The organism is Bradyrhizobium sp. 153, assembly GCF_023073835.1.
Classification (GTDB): Bacteria; Pseudomonadota; Alphaproteobacteria; order Rhizobiales; family Xanthobacteraceae; genus Bradyrhizobium.
The window spans coordinates 148187-164791 of record NZ_JADPKH010000097.1 but is presented as its reverse complement, the minus strand read 5'-3'; the positions used below and the strand labels follow the sequence as shown (position 1 = coordinate 164791).

Annotated in this window: 15 protein-coding genes; 14 read left to right on the top strand and 1 reads right to left on the bottom strand. The window is 65.2% G+C overall.

From position 1 onward, the window contains the following. Nucleotides 1–63 precede the first annotated feature (63 nt). From IVA91_RS25320 to trmB, 7 genes are all read left to right on the top strand, one after another. The gene (locus IVA91_RS25320) at nucleotides 64–1059 is read left to right on the top strand and encodes a PhoH family protein (protein WP_247276473.1); all 996 of its coding nucleotides are present in this window, start codon (nucleotides 64–66) and stop codon (nucleotides 1057–1059) included. Between the two features lie 58 nt (nucleotides 1060–1117). Further along, a complete protein-coding gene (gene ybeY, locus IVA91_RS25315) occupies nucleotides 1118–1627 on the top strand; it encodes an rRNA maturation RNase YbeY (protein ID WP_247276474.1) in 510 nt (169 codons plus the stop codon). A gap of 1 nt (nucleotide 1628) precedes the next feature. Then, nucleotides 1629–2747, top strand: coding sequence for a hemolysin family protein (locus tag IVA91_RS25310; RefSeq protein WP_247459399.1), 1119 nt, complete (start codon nucleotides 1629–1631; stop codon nucleotides 2745–2747). Then, nucleotides 2744–4357 carry an apolipoprotein N-acyltransferase gene (lnt, locus tag IVA91_RS25305; RefSeq protein ID WP_247276476.1) on the top strand — a complete coding sequence of 538 codons (1614 nt, stop codon included), beginning with the start codon at nucleotides 2744–2746 and terminating at the stop codon, nucleotides 4355–4357. Before IVA91_RS25310 ends, lnt begins: the two co-directional genes overlap by 4 nt. A gap of 217 nt (nucleotides 4358–4574) precedes the next feature. After that, nucleotides 4575–4988: a helix-turn-helix transcriptional regulator gene (locus IVA91_RS25300; RefSeq protein ID WP_018319423.1), complete on the top strand. Its 414-nt coding sequence runs from the start codon at nucleotides 4575–4577 to the stop codon at nucleotides 4986–4988. An 89-nt stretch (nucleotides 4989–5077) separates the two neighbouring features. Then, complete coding sequence (locus tag IVA91_RS25295; protein ID WP_247276477.1) at nucleotides 5078–6235, top strand: M20 family metallopeptidase; 1158 nt, start codon at nucleotides 5078–5080, stop codon at nucleotides 6233–6235. Beyond that, nucleotides 6232–6942 (top strand): tRNA (guanosine(46)-N7)-methyltransferase TrmB, encoded by a 711-nt coding sequence (trmB, locus tag IVA91_RS25290; RefSeq protein WP_247276478.1) that lies wholly within the window; start codon nucleotides 6232–6234, stop codon nucleotides 6940–6942. The genes IVA91_RS25295 and trmB overlap by 4 nt, the downstream gene beginning before the upstream one ends. Before the next feature lie 85 nt (nucleotides 6943–7027). Here the strand turns inward: trmB and IVA91_RS25285 are convergent, their stop codons facing one another. Continuing rightward, nucleotides 7028–8110, bottom strand: coding sequence for a DUF2336 domain-containing protein (locus IVA91_RS25285; protein ID WP_247276479.1), 1083 nt, complete (start codon nucleotides 8108–8110; stop codon nucleotides 7028–7030). Nucleotides 8111–8468: 358 nt separating this feature from the next. Here IVA91_RS25285 and rimP point away from each other — a divergent pair, with 358 nt between their 5' ends. From rimP to rpsO, 7 genes are all read left to right on the top strand, one after another. Further along, nucleotides 8469–9224 carry a ribosome maturation factor RimP gene (gene rimP, locus IVA91_RS25280; protein ID WP_247276480.1) on the top strand — a complete coding sequence of 252 codons (756 nt, stop codon included), beginning with the start codon at nucleotides 8469–8471 and terminating at the stop codon, nucleotides 9222–9224. Between the two features lie 2 nt (nucleotides 9225–9226). Then, nucleotides 9227–10837 (top strand): transcription termination factor NusA, encoded by a 1611-nt coding sequence (gene nusA / locus IVA91_RS25275; protein WP_247276481.1) that lies wholly within the window; start codon nucleotides 9227–9229, stop codon nucleotides 10835–10837. A 23-nt stretch (nucleotides 10838–10860) separates the two neighbouring features. After that, nucleotides 10861–11544: an RNA-binding protein gene (locus IVA91_RS25270; protein WP_247276482.1), complete on the top strand. Its 684-nt coding sequence runs from the start codon at nucleotides 10861–10863 to the stop codon at nucleotides 11542–11544. 69 nt (nucleotides 11545–11613) lie between these two features. Further along, nucleotides 11614–14298: a translation initiation factor IF-2 gene (gene infB / locus IVA91_RS25265; protein WP_247276483.1), complete on the top strand. Its 2685-nt coding sequence runs from the start codon at nucleotides 11614–11616 to the stop codon at nucleotides 14296–14298. Nucleotides 14299–14452: 154 nt separating this feature from the next. Beyond that, on the top strand, nucleotides 14453–14887 hold the full coding sequence (gene rbfA / locus IVA91_RS25260; protein ID WP_247276484.1) for a 30S ribosome-binding factor RbfA: 435 nt from the start codon (nucleotides 14453–14455) through the stop codon (nucleotides 14885–14887). Beyond that, entirely contained in the window at nucleotides 14884–16005 is a 1122-nt protein-coding gene (gene truB / locus IVA91_RS25255) for a tRNA pseudouridine(55) synthase TruB (RefSeq protein ID WP_247276485.1), read from the top strand. Before rbfA ends, truB begins: the two co-directional genes overlap by 4 nt. Before the next feature lie 2 nt (nucleotides 16006–16007). After that, complete coding sequence (rpsO, locus tag IVA91_RS25250) at nucleotides 16008–16277, top strand: 30S ribosomal protein S15 (RefSeq protein WP_008540131.1); 270 nt, start codon at nucleotides 16008–16010, stop codon at nucleotides 16275–16277. The last annotated feature ends 328 nt before the right edge of the window (nucleotides 16278–16605 follow it).

Here is a 16605-nt window from a genome sequence, read left to right as displayed (position 1 = left end):
CCCTTGCCAAAAAGCGCATCGGATTCGCCTTCGTTCGCTCCCAGCCGCAAATTTGACCGCGACATGCAAGTTCCGCCCGAGACCCAGGTCGTCATCGACTTCGACGACAACCGTGCCGCTTCCGCGCTGGTCGGCCCCTACGGCCAGCATCTCGCGCAGATCGAGCGGCGCCTCGGCGTGGTCGTGGACTCCAAGGGCAACCACATCACCATCGGCGGCACGCGCGACGGCTGCGATGCCGCACGCCGCGTGCTGGAGACGCTCTACGCGCAAGCCGTGAAGGGACAGGATCTCGACCAGGGCGAGGTCGACGGCGCGATCCGGGCCGTGATCGCCCAGGGCTCGCTCTTCGAGTTCGACGCCAAATCGGCCAAATCGACCTTCGACAGCATCAATTTGCGCAAGCGCCCGGTGCGCGCGCGCACGGCCGCGCAGGATTCCTACATTCGCGCGCTGAAGCGCCACGAGCTGGTGTTCGGCATCGGTCCCGCCGGCACCGGCAAGACCTGGCTCGCGGTCGCGCATGCCGCGCAGCTGTTCGAGCGCAAGGAGGTCGACAAGATCATCCTGTCGCGTCCGGCGGTGGAAGCCGGCGAGCGGCTCGGCTTTTTGCCCGGCGATCTTCGCGAGAAGGTCGATCCCTATCTGCGGCCGATCTACGACGCGCTCTACGATCTCATGGATGCGCGCATCGTCGAGCGGGCGCTCCAGACCGGCGAGATCGAGATCGCACCGCTCGCCTTCATGCGCGGCCGCACGCTCACCAACGCCGCCATCATCCTGGACGAGGCGCAGAACACCACGTCGATGCAGATGAAGATGTTCCTGACCCGCCTTGGCGAGAACAGCCGCATGATCGTGACGGGTGATCCCTCTCAGATCGACCTGCCGAACGGCCAGACCTCGGGACTGGCGGAAGCAACCCGGCTCCTGAACGGGGTCGAGGGGATTGCGCAAGTGCATTTCAAAGCCGAGGACGTGATCCGCCACGAGCTCGTGGCGCGGATCGTCGCCGCCTACGAAGGGTCGCCGCAGCGGCCGGCCACCGGTCAATCCTGACGAGACAACAGCCGGACCAAGCGGGCGCGGACGGCGCCTTTTCGTCCCAGACAGCACAATGTCCCATCCCAACCTTCCCATCACCGAGGTCCTCGTCGTCGCCGATTGCTGGCAGAGCGAGCCCGATTCCGAGACCGTGATCCAGCGCGCGCTTGCGGCAGCCGCCGAGAGCGTCGACGAAGACGTCGCCGACGCGGAAGTGGCTGTGATGCTGACCGATGACGCCGGCATCCGCACCCTCAACGGCAACTGGCGCGGCATCGATAAGCCAACTAATGTGCTGTCATTCCCCGCGCTCCAGCCCGAGGGCGAATGGAAGCCGGGCGATGCGCCGCGCATGCTTGGCGACATCGCGATCGCCTACGAGACCATGCGGCGCGAGGCGGACGAGGAACACAAGCCATTCGATCATCATTTGAGCCATCTCGCCGTGCACGGTTTCCTGCATCTGATCGGCTACGACCACGAGGACGACGACGACGCGGAGGAGATGGAAGCGCTGGAGACGCAGATCCTGGCGCATCTCGGCATCCCCGACCCCTATGCTGACCGCCCGGGGACGAACTGAGATGCCGGATTCCGATCCAATCCAGGACAACCCGCGCAACACGCGCAATTTGCCCGCCGTCGTGACCCAAGGTGAGGTGATGCGGCCGACCGCGGAAGGCTGGCTGCTGCGCGCCATCCGGACGCTGTTCGGCTGGAAGGCGGGATCGGTGCGCGACGATCTCCAGGTCGTGCTCAACGCGGCCACCCCTGACGACACCGGCTTCTCCGCGGTCGAGCGCACCATGCTGCGCAACATCCTCGGCCTGCACGAGCGCCGCATCGCCGACGTCATGGTCCATCGCGCCGACATCATCGCGGTGAAGCGCGACATCCCGCTCGGCGAATTGATGGACCGCTTCGAGAGCGCCGGCCATTCGCGTCTCGTCGTCTACAACGAGACGCTGGACGATCCCATCGGCATCGTCCACATCCGCGACCTGCTCGCCTTCATGACCGCCCGTGCGCGCGTGTCGGAGGCCACCAAGACCAAGCGCAAGAAACCGCTGCCGGCCGGGCTCGATTTGCGCGCCGTCGATCTCGCGCTGCCGCTTCACGATGCGCGCATCATCCGCAAGCTGCTGTACGTGCCGCCCTCGATGCGGGCGATCGACCTGCTCGCGCAGATGCAGGCCACGCGCATCCACCTCGCGCTGGTGGTCGACGAATATGGCGGCAGCGACGGGCTGGTCTCGCTCGAGGACATCGTCGAGCAGATCGTCGGCGAGATCGACGACGAGCACGACAGCGACGAGCCGCCCTCGATCGTGCGCCTGCCGGACAACGCCTTCATCGCCGATGCCCGCGCCAGCCTCGACGATGTCCGCTCGGTGATCGGCGAGGATTTCGTCACCGGCGAGGCCGGCGAGGAAGTGGAGACGCTGGGCGGCTATCTGGTCAGCTTCGTCGGGCGCCTGCCGGTGCGCGGCGAAGTGATCTCGGGCCCCGGCACGTACGAGGTCGAGGTGCTCGATGCCGATCCGCGCCGCGTCAAGCGGCTGCGCATCTCGACGCGGAAGGAACGTCCCGCGCCCCGCACCCAGCGCGAGAGCCGACGCCGCGAGGCTGCGCCGGAGAGCGGCCAACCACCGGCCAGTGACACGCCCACCCCGCCGCCAAGCGACGGGACCGGTCCGCAGTGAGCCCATTAGAACGATTTTGGCAGATTGCGCTTGCCGTCATCCTCACCTGGGGATGGAAGCGCGCCGTCATCGCCATGGCGGCCGGGGCACTGTCGGTGCTGGCGCTGGCACCGTTCAACCTGTTTCCGGTGCTGTTCCTCACCTTCCCGGTGCTGGTCTGGTTGATCGACGGCGCCGGCGCCGGACGATATGGCGGCGTTCCGGCCGCCGCGCTGACCGGCTACTGGTTCGGGCTCGGCTATTTCGTCCCCGGTCTCTACTGGATCGGCTACGCATTCTTCGTCGACGCCGACGTGTTCGCCTGGCTCACACCATTCGCCGTGCTGGGCCTGCCGGCCTATCTCTCGATCTTCACGGCAATGGGCTTTGCGCTGGCGCGCCTGCTCTGGACCAAGAACGCCACGCGCGTGCTGGCGCTCGCAGCAAGCCTCACCATCAGCGAATGGCTGCGCGGCCACGCGCTGACCGGGTTTCCCTGGAACGCGTTCGGCTACGCGCTGTCCGAGCCGCTGCCGCTGGCGCAGACGGCATCGCTGATCGGCCTGTGGGGCATGACGTTCCTGACCGTCGCGATCTTCGCGAGCCCTGCGACGCTGATCGATCGCGCGCCCGATCGCCGCCTGCAATGGCGCGCACCGGCCGCCGCAATCGCGCTTCTGATCGTCATGAGCATCTTCGGCGCGATCCGCCTGTCGCTGCATCCGACCACGATGGTTGCTGGCGCCAAGCTGCGCCTGATGCAGCCGAACCTGCAGCAGGACGCGAAATTCAACTACGCCGCCAAGGCGGAGGTGATGAAGAAATATCTGGCGCTGTCAGACCGCGCCTCTGGTCCGCAATCGACCGGCGTTCGCGATGCCACCATCCTGATCTGGCCGGAATCCGCCTTTCCCTTCTTCCTGACCCGCGAAGCCGACGCGATGGCGCAAATCGCCGATCTGCTGCCGAAGGGCACTGTGCTGATCACGGGGTCGGTCCGCGCGCCGGACCTGCCGCGGGGCACACCGATCACGCGCGCCTATAATTCGATCTACGTGATCGACCACGATGGCAGCGTGCTCGCAATGTACGATAAGCTGCATTTGGTGCCGTTCGGCGAATTTCTTCCCTATCAGGAGCTGATGGAGAAGCTCGGTTTCGAGCAGCTGACGCGCGTGCGCGGTGGCTTCATTGCCGGCACCGTGCGACATGCGCTGCCGGTCGCCAGCGCGCCGCCCGCGCTGCCGCTGATCTGTTATGAAGTCATTTTCCCCGGTGAGGTGGCTGCACGCAGCGAACCTCCGGGCTGGATCGTGAACCTCACCAATGACGGCTGGTTCGGCATCTCGACCGGCCCCTATCAGCATCTCGAGCAGGCGCGGATGCGCGCGATCGAACTCGGCCTGCCGCTGGTCCGCTCCGCCAACACCGGCATCTCCGCAGTGATCGATCCGATGGGACGCACCATCGCCAGCCTCGGTCTCGGAATCGAAGGCATTTTGGATGCAAACCTGCCCGCCGCGATCCCATCGACTGTCTATGCGCGCGTCGGCGACGTGCCCGCGGCCATGCTCGTCGCGCTCGCGGTGATTGTGGCGGTCCGCCGGCGTGTCGCCAAACGGCACCCCTGATCGCCTCGCCGCGGACGTGGCTGTATCCTTGACAACCGTAGTCCCACGGTTGACAGACTGCAGGCGGGCTCCTCAATCTGCGCCGGCTGCGAAAGACAGCGGTACATTGCTAAATTTCTCCGCAATGTTTCCCAATAAGAGGGTTCGATTTGACGGTGCTGGCACCCGAGGCAGGCCTGATGATTGCGCCGAGGGTGATGTTTGGAGGGCTGAGGAAATGTCGAAAGCGCCCAACCCTGTTGACAAATATGTCGGCAGTCGCGTGCGTATGCGCCGCATCATGTTGGGCATGAGCCAGGAAAAGCTCGGTGAAGCTTTGGGCCTGACCTTTCAGCAGATCCAGAAATACGAGAAGGGCACCAACCGGGTCGGCGCGAGCCGCATTCAGCAGATCGCCGAGATTCTCCAGGTACCTGTGTCGTTCCTGTTCGAGGGCGGGCCGAGCGGTGTGCCGGGCCCGGATGGCTTCAGCGAAGGCGCCTCGCCCTCTTACGTCTCTGACTTCCTCGCGACATCAGAGGGACTCGCCTTGACCAAGGCGTTCACCCGAATCACCGATTCCAAGATGCGCCGCTCCATCGTCGATCTCGTCGAGCAGATCGCCGCGCGCGAAGGCCCCGACAAGCGCTGACGTGCCCATCGCAATTGGCGATTTGAGACTGCGCCAAATCTGGCCTATGTCGTCATTTCCGACCGCGCCCTCGATGCGCGTTCTCTCCGATGATGCAGTTCAAGGGCATAGATGCGTTCATGGCCAGCTCCAATTGGTTCGATTCCCAAACCATTCTCGATGGCATCCGCCGCTGGGTTGAGATCGAGACGCCGACGGAAGCGCCCGAGCAGGTCAACAAGCTGATCTCCGTGGTCGCCGAGCAATACCGCGGGTTGCCCGCCACGCTCGAGCGCGTCGCTGGGGTCAATGGCTGCGGCGATCATCTCGTGGCGCGCTCGACCTGGGGCCAGGACCGGCCGGGCATCCTGGTGCTGAGCCACCTCGATACCGTTCATCCCCTGGGCTTCATCGAGCGCCTGCCCTTCAAGGTCGAAGGCGACAGCGCGTTCGGTCCCGGCATCTACGACATGAAGGGCGGCGCCTACATCGCCTACCATGCCTTTCGCGCGCTCTGCGCCGCCGGCGACCGTTCGCCGCTCGGCATCACCCACATGTTCACCTCCGACGAGGAGATCGGCAGCCCGACCTCACGTGCGCTGATCGAGCAGGAAGGTCGCCTGGCCAAATACGTGCTGGTGACGGAGCCGGCGCGCGACGGGGGCAGGATCGTCACCGGACGCAAGGGCGTCGGACGCTTCCAGGTCCTCATCAAAGGCGTGCCCGCGCATGCGGGCTCCCGGCCGGAGGACGGCCGCAGCGCCGTCCGCGAGCTCGCCAACGTGATCCTGGCGCTGGAAGGGATGAACGACCTCAAGCGTGGCGTCACCGTCAATGTCGGCGTGGTGCGCGGCGGCACGCGCCCCAACGTGACGCCGGAAGAGGCCTATGCCGAAGTCGATCTGCGCGTGTTGAGCCTCAAGGATGCGGACGAGTTCGTCGGCAAGATCCTCGCGCTCACGTCGAAGACCGACGGCGTCACCGTTGCGGTCGCCGGCGAGCTCAATCGCCCGCCTTACGAGAAGAGCAATGCCGGCGCGGCGCTCTACGAGCATGCGAAGACGCTTGCCGCCGAGATCGGCTTCGAGCTGATCGACACCCACACCGGCGGCGGCTCGGACGGCAACTTTACCGCTGCGCACACCGCGACGCTCGACGGGCTCGGCGTCGACGGCAAGGGCGCACACACGCATTATGAGCAGCTCTACGTCTCCTCGCTCGCGCCGCGCGCGCGGCTGCTCCATCGCCTGTACCAGACGCTGCGATGAGCGAGCGCAAATCAGATCCCGCGCGCGATGACAGCGAGCGCGCCTTCTTCGGACGCCGCAAGGGTCACAAGCTCAGGCAGCACCAGGCCGGGCTGATCGATCAGCTGCTGCCGCATCTTGCGCTCGACATCGCGAGCGAGGCACCGGCGAATGCCGGCGAGATCTTCGACCCCGCGGCGAGCGAGGTGCGGCTCGAGATCGGCTTCGGTGGCGGCGAGCATCTGGCGGCCGAGGCGCAAAGCTTTCCCGCTACCGGCTTCATCGGCTGCGAGCCCTATGTCAACGGCATGGCCAAAATCCTCGCGCAGATCGAGGCGGCCAACATCGGCAACATCCGCCTGTTCGCCGGAGATGCCGCCGAGCTCTTGGCCTGGCTTCCGCAGGCCTCGTTGTCGCGGATCGACCTGATCCATCCCGATCCCTGGCCGAAACGGCGGCACTGGAAGCGGCGCTTCGTCCAGGACAGGACCATTGCCGCAATGGCGCGCGTGCTGAAGCCTGGCGGCGAATTCCGTTTCGTCTGCGACATCGACGATTACTGCGCCTGGACGCTGTCGCATCTTGCCCGCTCTTCGGATTTCGTTTGGCTTGCCGAACGCGCCGACGATTTCCGGCAGCCATGGGTGGGCTACACCATGACCCGCTACGGCCGGAAGGCCGCGCGCGAAGGACGTAAGGCGGCCTATCTGCGGTTCAGGAGAGTGTAGTCCTCATTCCCGGGCGCGCGCAGCGCGAACCCGGATCTCGAGGTTGCGGGTTCGATGCTGCGCACCGCCCGGGGACGATAGGACCTCAAATCGTCTGCCGGTTGCGCCAGAAATTCACGACGCGCTCGGCGGTCGTCGGCATGAGGCGCGTGAAGTTCATGCGCGCGGCCTCGATGTCGGCATCGGCCGGGGTGCGATGCGGCCCGTACCACAGCAGGATGAGCGCGCGCACCGTGGGCCAGCCGAGATTGAGCACGCGCCCCAGGATCAGAATCGGATCGTAGCGATCGCCCGCGATCAGGCGGTCGAGAATCGCGAGGCGGACGCCGGTCATCGCCGAGAGCGAGGCGATCGATTCCTCGTATTTGAGTGCCTTGGCGAAACCGAGCAGCGCGCTCTCACCGAGATGGCCCTCGCGATGCAGGGCCGTCACCGTTCGCTGTGCCGCCGAGAAGTCACGGCGCGGCCCCGGCGGCCGCGCCGCCTCCTCGATGGCCTCCATCGCGCGCTTGATCTCGACCTGGCGCGCGGGATTGACCACGCTGGAGAGGCGGCGGCGGATGACGTCGAGCGTGCCGTTGAGAAGCTCCTTCAGGTGCTCGCCGGAGAGATCGTTGCGCTGACCGATCTTGAGCGTCAGCACGCCGTCCTGCGCGGCTCGCTTGATCAGCTCGGAATAGCTGCCGGGCGAGAAGACAGCACCTGCATTGCCGGCTGCGCGACGCACCACGTCGCGATCACCCCGCTCGACCAGCACGTCGGTGACGACGGCCGGCAAGGTGGGGCGCTCCGTTATTGCCAGCAGATGGCCCTGACCCTTCAGCCGCGCGATCTCGACCAGGGCGCCCTCGTCGAGCACGGGCGAGCGGCGCAGCACGGGGCCGGCCACCGTGATCTCGTTTTCGCGTGCGAACTGGTTCACCAGATGCGGCGGCGCGTTGCCGAGGCGCGAGAAGCGCTCGGCGAGATCGGCGCGCGAAGCGAGTTCGGCATGCGGGACGAGATCGATCAGGAGATTGTCGAACAGATCGATCAGCTCGGGACGGAGTTTTTCGGCATCCCGGAAAAATAATGCGGAGATGGCCCGCGCGATCTCGCCGCGACGTCGGGGGTCGCCGCGTTTGACGATATCGTCCAATCCAGGAATCAGCGAGGTGGCAACGGTCATGGAACGCAACTCGGGGATCTGGCACGCCGTGGGCGCGCCATAGCTCAAGCCGCCCCACAATCGGGGAATCTAGGCCTGCTTGATGAAGGAAGCGTTGCGGGGCGAGCCGCCCAAAGGACGCAAAAAGCGTCCTCTGCCCTGCAATGGGCCTTGTCCGGGAGGGGCGAAAGGGCTATATCAGCGGCAATTCATCTTCTCATACGATCCGCGTAGTGAGAGTGGGCCCGAAAGGACCCGCTCTTTTTTATTACCTGAACGCGGCTTGGCGGAGGATGCGGCCCGACGCGTTGTCGGGAGAGTTCCGAAGCGGGCTTTGACATTAACCCAGCCTTAACCAATCGAGCGCCTGACCCCTGCTATGACCGAACCGAACTCTGGTTCCACGGATGCCGAATTGCTGTCCGAGCCGCGGCTCGTGGTCGAGCCGGGCGTCGCGGCCCGGGTGTCCGCGGTCGCAGCTCCCGTGCTCCAGGGCATGGGCTATCGCCTGGTGCGTATCCGTATCTCCGGAGAGGCCGGCTGCACGGTGCAGATCATGGCCGAGCGGCCGGACGGCTCGATGCAGATTGAGGATTGCGAGGCGATCTCGCGGGCGCTGTCGCCTGTGCTCGACGTCGCCGACCCCATCGATCGCGCGTACCGGCTGGAAATCTCCTCGCCGGGAATCGACCGGCCGCTGGTGCGCCGCTCCGATTTCGAGCGCTATGCTGGACATCTGGTGAAGGTCGAGATGGCGGTCGCCCATGAGGGGCGGAAGCGGTTCCGCGGCACGCTCGGTGCTGTCGAAGGCGATCGCGTGCATCTGCATCGCGACGACGTCAAGGCTGGCGATGACGCCGACGTTCTCCTGACCATGGAGGATATTGGCGAGGCGCGGCTGGTGCTGACTGACGAGCTGATTGCGGAGTCCATGCGCCGCGGCAAGGCCGAGGCGCGCGAGATGCGTCGCAATCTTGGCCTCGAGCCGCCTCCGGCGCCGCACGCCCAGATTAGCGAGAAGATCACCAAGAACACCAAGCCGAAAAAAAAGCCGGCACCGACCAATACAAAGAAACATCGCCTGGCCGCCGAACGCGCGCGACGGGGCGAGATCGAGCCTGACGAAGGAGACTAGCCATGGCAGTCAGCGCCAATCGACTTGAATTGCTCCAGATCGCGGACGCCGTTGCGCGCGAGAAATCGATCGACCGCGGCATCGTCATCGCCGCGATGGAGGACGCCATCGCCAAGGCGGCGCGGGCCCGTTACGGCAGCGAGACTGACGTTCACGCCGAGATCGACCCGAAGAAGGGCGAGCTGCGGCTGTCGCGCCACATGCTTGTGGTCGAGAAGGTCGAAAACCCTTCAAACCAGATCTCGCTGGTGGATGCACAGCGCGCCAATCCCGGTGCCCAGGTCGGCGACACTATCGCCGACACGCTGCCGCCGCTGGAATATGGCCGCATCGCCGCCCAGTCGGCCAAGCAGGTGATCGTGCAGAAGGTGCGCGAGGCCGAGCGCGACCGGCAATATCAGGAATTCAAAGACCGCATCGGCGACATCGTCAACGGCGTCGTCAAGCGCGTCGAATATGGCAGCGTGATCGTCGATCTCGGCCGTGGTGAAGCCATCATCCGTCGCGACGAGATGCTGCCGCGCGAAGTCTTCCGCAACGGCGACCGTGTCCGCGCCTATATCTTCGACGTCCGCCGCGAGACGAGAGGCCCGCAGATCTTCCTCTCCCGCACCCATCCTCAATTCATGGCGAAGCTGTTCGCGCAGGAGGTGCCGGAGATCTATGATGGCATCGTCGAGATCAAGGCGGTCGCCCGCGATCCCGGCTCGCGCGCGAAAATCGGCGTGATTTCCCGAGATTCCTCGGTCGATCCGGTCGGCGCCTGCGTCGGCATGCGCGGCTCGCGCGTGCAGGCGGTGGTGAACGAATTGCAGGGCGAGAAGATCGACATCATTCCCTGGTCGCCCGACATCGCGACCTTCGTGGTCAACGCGCTGGCACCGGCCGAAGTCTCGAAGGTCGTCATCGACGAAGACCGCGAGCGCATCGAGGTCGTCGTGCCCGACACCAACAACCAGCTCTCGCTGGCGATCGGCCGCCGCGGCCAGAACGTGCGTCTGGCTTCGCAGCTCACCGGCTGGGACATCGACATCCTGACCGAGCAGGAGGAATCGGAGCGTCGCCAGGCCGACTTTGAAAACTCCACCCGCGTCTTCATGGAATCGCTCAACGTCGACGAGGTTGTCGGCCAGTTGCTGGCGTCCGAAGGCTTCACCTCGGTCGAGGAACTCGCGATGGTGGACGTCAAGGAACTCGCCAGCATCGAGGGCTTCGACGAGGAGACCGCGCAGGAGCTGCAGAACCGCGCCCGCGAATATCTTGAGCAGCAGGAAGCCGAGCTCGAGGCCAAACGCAAGGAACTCGGCGTCGAGGACGCCCTCAAGGACGTGCCCGGCGTGACCTCGAAAATGCTGGTGAAGTTCGGCGAGAACGACATCAAGACCGTCGACGATCTCGCCGGCTGCGCCACCGACGATCTGGTCGGCTGGACCGAGCGCAAGGAAGGCAGCGAGCCAACCAAGCACGCTGGTGCGCTCGACGGCATCGACATCTCCCGCGACGATGCCGAAGCGATGATCATGCAGGCCCGCGTCAAGGCCGGCTGGATCACCGAGGCCGATCTTGCCAAGCCCGCTGAGGAGGCTGAGGCGACCGAAGATCAGCCGGCTTAAGGGCGAAGGAGAATGTCACCCGGATGCTCGCCAGCACTGACAGCGAACTCGACCATGGGCCGCGGACCGAAAGGTCCGCGACCATGCGCATGTGCGCGGTCAGCCGCAAGGTCCGGCCGATCGACGAGCTGATCCGCTTCGTCGTCTCGCCGCAAGGCGACATAGTTCCCGACCTCAAGCGCAAGCTGCCCGGACGCGGCATGTGGATCACCGCCTCGCGGCAGGTGGTTGCGGAAGCCGTGCGGCGTCACCAATTTAACAAGGCCTTCAAGCGCGAGCTGCGCGCCCCTCAGACGCTTCCCGCCGACATCGAAGCGCTCCTGGTTCGGAGCGTGACGGAAGCCCTTGGGATCGCCGCCAAGGCGGGCCAGGTCGTGGCCGGCTTCGGCAAGGTCGAGAGCGCCCTTCGGGAAGGTACGGTCGAGGTCCTGATCCACGCCAGCGACGGGGCCGCGGACGGAATCCGCAAATTGGACATGCTGGCGCGTCAAAATGCCGGAAATCGCGGCGCCAAGCCGCAGATTCCCGTCGTCACCGCGCTGAAATCGATAGAATTGGATTTGGCACTGACCCGGTCAAATGTGATACATGCTGCGCTGCTCGCGGGCCCGGCGAGCAGGTCATTCCTGTCACGTAGCCAGATGCTGGTCCGATACCGGATGGCGGACGATGACAAGACGGCCGAAAAACACGGCCAGGATTTCTGAGAGACAAGACGAACCGATATGACGGTGCGGCAACGCACAACGACAACAGATCAGGATTAGGACTGCTGAATGGTTGATACCAAGACCCCTGGCGACAAGAAGCTGAGCGTTCCGAGCAAGACGCTATCGCTCAAGCCGCGCGTCGAAACGGGCACCGTGCGCCAGAGCTTCAGCCACGGCCGGAGCAAGCAGGTCGTGGTCGAGAAGCGCGGCAAGCGCCGCATTGGCGACGGCCCCGAGCCGCACACGCCTGAGGTGACGGCGAAACCGGCCCCGGCCGCACCCGCGCCGTCGCGCCCTGCCCCGCCGCCCGCCCCACCGCGCAACGCCGGTTCCGGGGTGGTGCTGCGTACCCTGACCGAAGACGAGCGTTCGGCCCGCGCCAGCGCGCTGGCCGATGCCAAGCTGCGCGAGGTCGAGGAACGCCGTCAGGCCGAGGAAGAGGCGCAGCGCCGCGCTGCCCGCGAGGCTGCCGAACGCGCCGAGCGCGAAGCCGCCGAAGCCCGTCGCAAGGCCGAGGATGAGCGTCATCGCCACGAGGACGAAGCCAAGCGGAAGGCCGAGACCGAGGCCAAGAAGCGTTTTGGCGAAGGCGAACAGCCTTCTGCCGCACGTCCCGCAACGGCAGCTCCGGCGACTAGCGCTCCCCGCTCCGCGCCAGGTACGGCGCGACCTGCGGCGACCACCACTGCGCGCCCGACAACGACCACTCAGCGGCCGGCCGGCCCGGCGGGGCGCGCTCCCGCGGTTGCGGCCGGACCCGACGAGGACGATGGTCCGCGCCAGATCCGTCGCGGTCCCGGCGGTGTTGCGCGTCCTGCGGCCGCCCCCAAGACCACCCACAAGCCCGGTCCACAGAAGGAGCGCGGCCGCCTCACCGTCGTCACCGCGCTCAATGCCGATGAGGTGCGCGAGCGTTCGATCGCCTCGTTCCGCCGCCGCACCCAGCGCCTCAAGGGCCACGCCTCGAACGAGCCCAAGGAAAAGCTCGTCCGCGAGGTGACGATTCCGGAAGCGATCACCATCCAGGAGCTCGCCAACCGCATGTCCGAGCGCGCGGTCGACGTCATCCGCATGCTGATGAAGCAGGGCGCGATGCACAAGATCACCGACGTGATCGACGCCGACACCGCGCAGCTGATCGCGGAAGAGCTCGGCCACACCGTCAAGCGCGTTGCCGCCTCGGACGTGGAAGAGGGCCTGTTCGACCAGGTCGACGATTCCACCGACACCGAACCGCGTTCGCCTGTCGTGACCGTGATGGGTCACGTCGACCACGGCAAGACCTCGCTGCTCGATGCGCTGCGCCATGCCAACGTGGTTTCCGGCGAAGCCGGCGGCATCACCCAGCATATCGGCGCCTATCAGGTGCTGTCGCCGGAGAGCGGCAAGAAGATCACCTTCATCGACACGCCCGGCCACGCTGCGTTCACTGCGATGCGCGCCCGCGGCGCCAAGGTCACCGACATCGTCGTGCTGGTGGTCGCGGCCGATGACGGCGTGATGCCGCAAACGGTCGAAGCCATCAACCACGCCAAGGCGGCAGGCGTGCCGATCATCGTTGCCATCAACAAGATCGACAAGCCTGATGCCAAGCCCGAGCGCGTCCGCACCGAGCTGCTCCAGCACGAGGTTCAGGTCGAATCCTTCGGCGGCGAAGTCGTCGACGTCGAGGTGTCCGCCAAGAACAAGACCAATCTCGACAAGCTGCTCGAGATGATCGCGCTGCAGGCCGAAATCCTCGACCTCAAGACCAATTCGGAGCGTCCGGCCGAAGGCACCGTGATCGAGGCCAAGCTCGATCGCGGCCGTGGTCCGGTCGCGACCGTGCTGGTCCAGCGCGGCACGCTCCGTGTCGGTGATATCATCGTCGCAGGCGCCGAGATGGGCCGCGTCCGCGCGCTGATCTCCGATCAGGGCGAGACGGTGCAGGAGGCCGGTCCTTCGGTGCCGGTCGAGGTGCTCGGCTTCAACGGTCCGCCGGAAGCCGGCGATCGTCTCGCGGTGGTCGAGAACGAAGCCCGCGCCCGCCAGATCACCAGCTACCGCGCGCATCAGAAGCGCGAGAACGCGGCTGCCTCGATCTCCGGCATGCGCGGCTCGCTCGAGCAGATGATGTCCCAATTGAAGACCGCGGGCCGCAAGGAATTCCCGCTGATCATCAAGGCCGACGTGCAGGGCTCGCTGGAAGCGATCCTCGGCTCACTGGAGAAGCTCGGCACCGACGAAGTCGCAGCCCGCATCCTGCATGCCGGCGTCGGCGGCATTTCGGAATCCGACGTGACGCTCGCGGAAGGCTTCAACGCCGCGATCATCGGCTTCTCGGTTCGAGCCAACAAGGAAGCGGCCGCGGCGGCCAAGCGCAACGGCATCGAGATCCGCTACTACAACATCATCTACGACCTCGTGGACGACGTGAAGAAGGCGATGAGCGGCCTGCTCGCGCCGACCTTGCGCGAAACCATGCTGGGCAATGCCGCGATCCTGGAGATCTTCAACATCTCCAAGGTCGGCAAGGTCGCCGGCTGCCGGGTCACCGACGGCACCGTGGAACGCGGCGCCAATGTGCGCCTGATCCGCGACAACGTGGTCGTGCACGAAGGCAAGCTCTCGACGCTGAAGCGCTTCAAGGACGAAGTGAAGGAAGTCCAGTCGGGCCAGGAATGCGGCATGGCCTTCGAGAACTATCACGACATGCGAGCCGGTGACGTAATCGAGTGTTATCGCGTGGAGACGATCCAGCGCTCCCTGTAAGTCCAAATCTTACCGAAGCGTTCGGATCTTTTTGAACTGAGATTGCGGGAGTGCGATGGCCGGATTTTTCCGGCCCTCCACCCCTCTTCGTTTCAACAAGACAAACGACAATGCCCGTGTCCCAAACACGGGCATGACGAGGTGATTTTCGAGAATGCCACGCCATCATCAGAAGAAGAGTTCCGCGCCCGGCGGAGGCTCGCAACGCCAGTTGCGCGTCGGCGAGCAGGTTCGCCATGCGATGGCCGAGATTCTGGCGCAAGGCAACGTGCATGATGCGGATCTCGAAGGTCACAACATCACCGTGCCGGAGGTGCGGATGTCGCCCGACCTGAAGCTCGCAACGATCTACGTGATGCCGCTCGGTGGCCGCGACACCGAGATCGTCATCAGCGCACTCGAGCGCAACAAGAAGTTCCTGCGTGGCGAAGTCGCGCGGCGCGTTAACCTGAAATTTGCACCTGACATTCGCTTCCGCGTCGATGAGCGATTCGATGAAGCGGAACGGATCGAGAAGCTTTTGCGAACACCTGCGGTGCAGAAGGACCTGGAACAGGATCCGGATTCGGATCGGGAAGAAGAACGATGACGATGGACCCGGCTCACGACACGATCAGCGGCGAACAGGCCGATCAACGCGACGTGCAGACAAATAATTTTGCGGATCTGGGCAGCAATTCTCAGCCGCACCAGGAGCCGCGCCGCGTCAACAATGATCCCCGCGCCAAGCAGCAGCAGAAGGGCAACCAGCCGCGCCGCGACCGGCGCGACGTCCACGGCTGGGTCGTGCTCGACAAGCCGATCGGCATGACCTCGACGCAAGCGGTCGCGGTGCTGAAGCGCCTGTTCAACGCCAAGCGCGCGGGACACGCCGGCACGCTCGATCCGCTCGCCTCGGGCGGCCTGCCAATCGCACTCGGCGAAGCCACCAAGACCGTCCCCTTCGTGATGGACGGCCGCAAACGCTATCAGTTCACCGTGTGCTGGGGCGAGGAGCGCGATACCGACGACATCGAAGGGCGGGTGACCGCGACCTCCGACCAGCGCCCGACCCGGGAAGCCATCATGGCCCTGTTGCCCCGGTTTACCGGGGTGATCGAGCAGATCCCGCCGCGCTATTCCGCGATCAAGGTCCAGGGCGAGCGCGCCTATGACCTCGCGCGCGACGGCGAGGTCGTAGAGCTGGCGCCCCGCCCCGTCGAGATTCATCATTTAACCCTTGTCGATCAACTGGATACCGACCGGGCCGTGTTCGAGGCGGAGTGCGGCAAGGGCACGTATGTGCGGGCGCTGGCCCGCGATATGGGTCGGATTCTCGGCACTTTTGGCCATATCTGCGCGCTGCGGCGGACCCTGGTCGGCCCATTTGGCGAAAACGACATGATTCCGCTGGATCAGTTGGAGGCTTTGTGCCATAGAGCCGCGTCCGGCGAGGGCAGCCTCGCCGACGCGCTTTTGCCCGTTGAGACCGCGCTGGACGACATCCCGGCACTGGCCGTCACTCGGGCTGATGCGGCAAGGCTCCACCGGGGCCAGGCCGTTTTGTTGCGCGGACGGGATGCGCCCACTTGTAGCGGCACAGTCTATGTCACGGTGGCAGGCCGTCTTTTGGCGCTTGCCGAAGTTGGCAATGGCGAAATCATCCCCAAGCGTGTGTTCAACCTGACCGGCCTGACTGCCAGCCCCGGTCGCAACGAGAGAAATTGACGATGTCGATTGCCGCAGAACGCAAAGCGGAAGTCATCAAGACGAATGCCACCAAAGCCGGTGACACCGGCTCGCCTGAGGTTCAGGTCGCGATCCTGTCGGAACGCATCAACAACCTCACCAACCATTTCAAGACCCACGTGAAGGATAACCATTCGCGTCGCGGCCTCTTGAAGCTGGTCTCGACCCGCCGCTCGCTCCTCGACTACCTCAAGAAGAAGGACGAGGCGCGGTACAAGGCGCTGCTCGAGAAGCACAACATTCGTCGCTAAAGAGTTCCTGCGCGCGCCACTGGCGCGCGTTTTCGCGCGTGGTTTCGAACGAAAGCGCTTCTTTAAAGGTTTTTGATTGAGGCTGCGTGCGCGTCGGATGCGAGCCGTTGACGGTTGGCATCCGGGCATGATGGCGAAGACCACGGTTCGGTGTTCGCGTTCGTACCGACTGACAGTCCAGCAGCAATCCGGCGGCTGGGCACAACGGGCAAGGCGCCCGTATGACCCGAAAGGATGGACGCCATCCGAAATTCAAAAACCATGGCAGGATCGCAGGCCGCTGGTCATCACGCCGATCAGCGTCCCGCAATCTTGCGCATGGTTTTTG

What these genes read in the sequence shown, in the direction of transcription:
- IVA91_RS25285 (WP_247276479.1), bottom strand. Translation starts at nt 8,110, where the DNA reads ATGACCGTTGCCACCTCGCTGATTCCTGGATTGGACGATATCGTCAAA.
- ybeY (WP_247276474.1), top strand. Translation starts at nt 1,118, where the DNA reads ATGTCCCATCCCAACCTTCCCATCACCGAGGTCCTCGTCGTCGCCGAT.
- trmB (WP_247276478.1), top strand. Translation starts at nt 6,232, where the DNA reads ATGAGCGAGCGCAAATCAGATCCCGCGCGCGATGACAGCGAGCGCGCC.
- rbfA (WP_247276484.1), top strand. Translation starts at nt 14,453, where the DNA reads ATGCCACGCCATCATCAGAAGAAGAGTTCCGCGCCCGGCGGAGGCTCG.
- rpsO (WP_008540131.1), top strand. Translation starts at nt 16,008, where the DNA reads ATGTCGATTGCCGCAGAACGCAAAGCGGAAGTCATCAAGACGAATGCC.
- IVA91_RS25300 (WP_018319423.1), top strand. Translation starts at nt 4,575, where the DNA reads ATGTCGAAAGCGCCCAACCCTGTTGACAAATATGTCGGCAGTCGCGTG.
- IVA91_RS25310 (WP_247459399.1), top strand. Translation starts at nt 1,629, where the DNA reads ATGCCGGATTCCGATCCAATCCAGGACAACCCGCGCAACACGCGCAAT.
- IVA91_RS25320 (WP_247276473.1), top strand. Translation starts at nt 64, where the DNA reads ATGCAAGTTCCGCCCGAGACCCAGGTCGTCATCGACTTCGACGACAAC.
- infB (WP_247276483.1), top strand. Translation starts at nt 11,614, where the DNA reads ATGGTTGATACCAAGACCCCTGGCGACAAGAAGCTGAGCGTTCCGAGC.
- rimP (WP_247276480.1), top strand. Translation starts at nt 8,469, where the DNA reads ATGACCGAACCGAACTCTGGTTCCACGGATGCCGAATTGCTGTCCGAG.
- nusA (WP_247276481.1), top strand. Translation starts at nt 9,227, where the DNA reads ATGGCAGTCAGCGCCAATCGACTTGAATTGCTCCAGATCGCGGACGCC.
- IVA91_RS25295 (WP_247276477.1), top strand. Translation starts at nt 5,078, where the DNA reads ATGATGCAGTTCAAGGGCATAGATGCGTTCATGGCCAGCTCCAATTGG.
- IVA91_RS25270 (WP_247276482.1), top strand. Translation starts at nt 10,861, where the DNA reads ATGCTCGCCAGCACTGACAGCGAACTCGACCATGGGCCGCGGACCGAA.
- truB (WP_247276485.1), top strand. Translation starts at nt 14,884, where the DNA reads ATGACGATGGACCCGGCTCACGACACGATCAGCGGCGAACAGGCCGAT.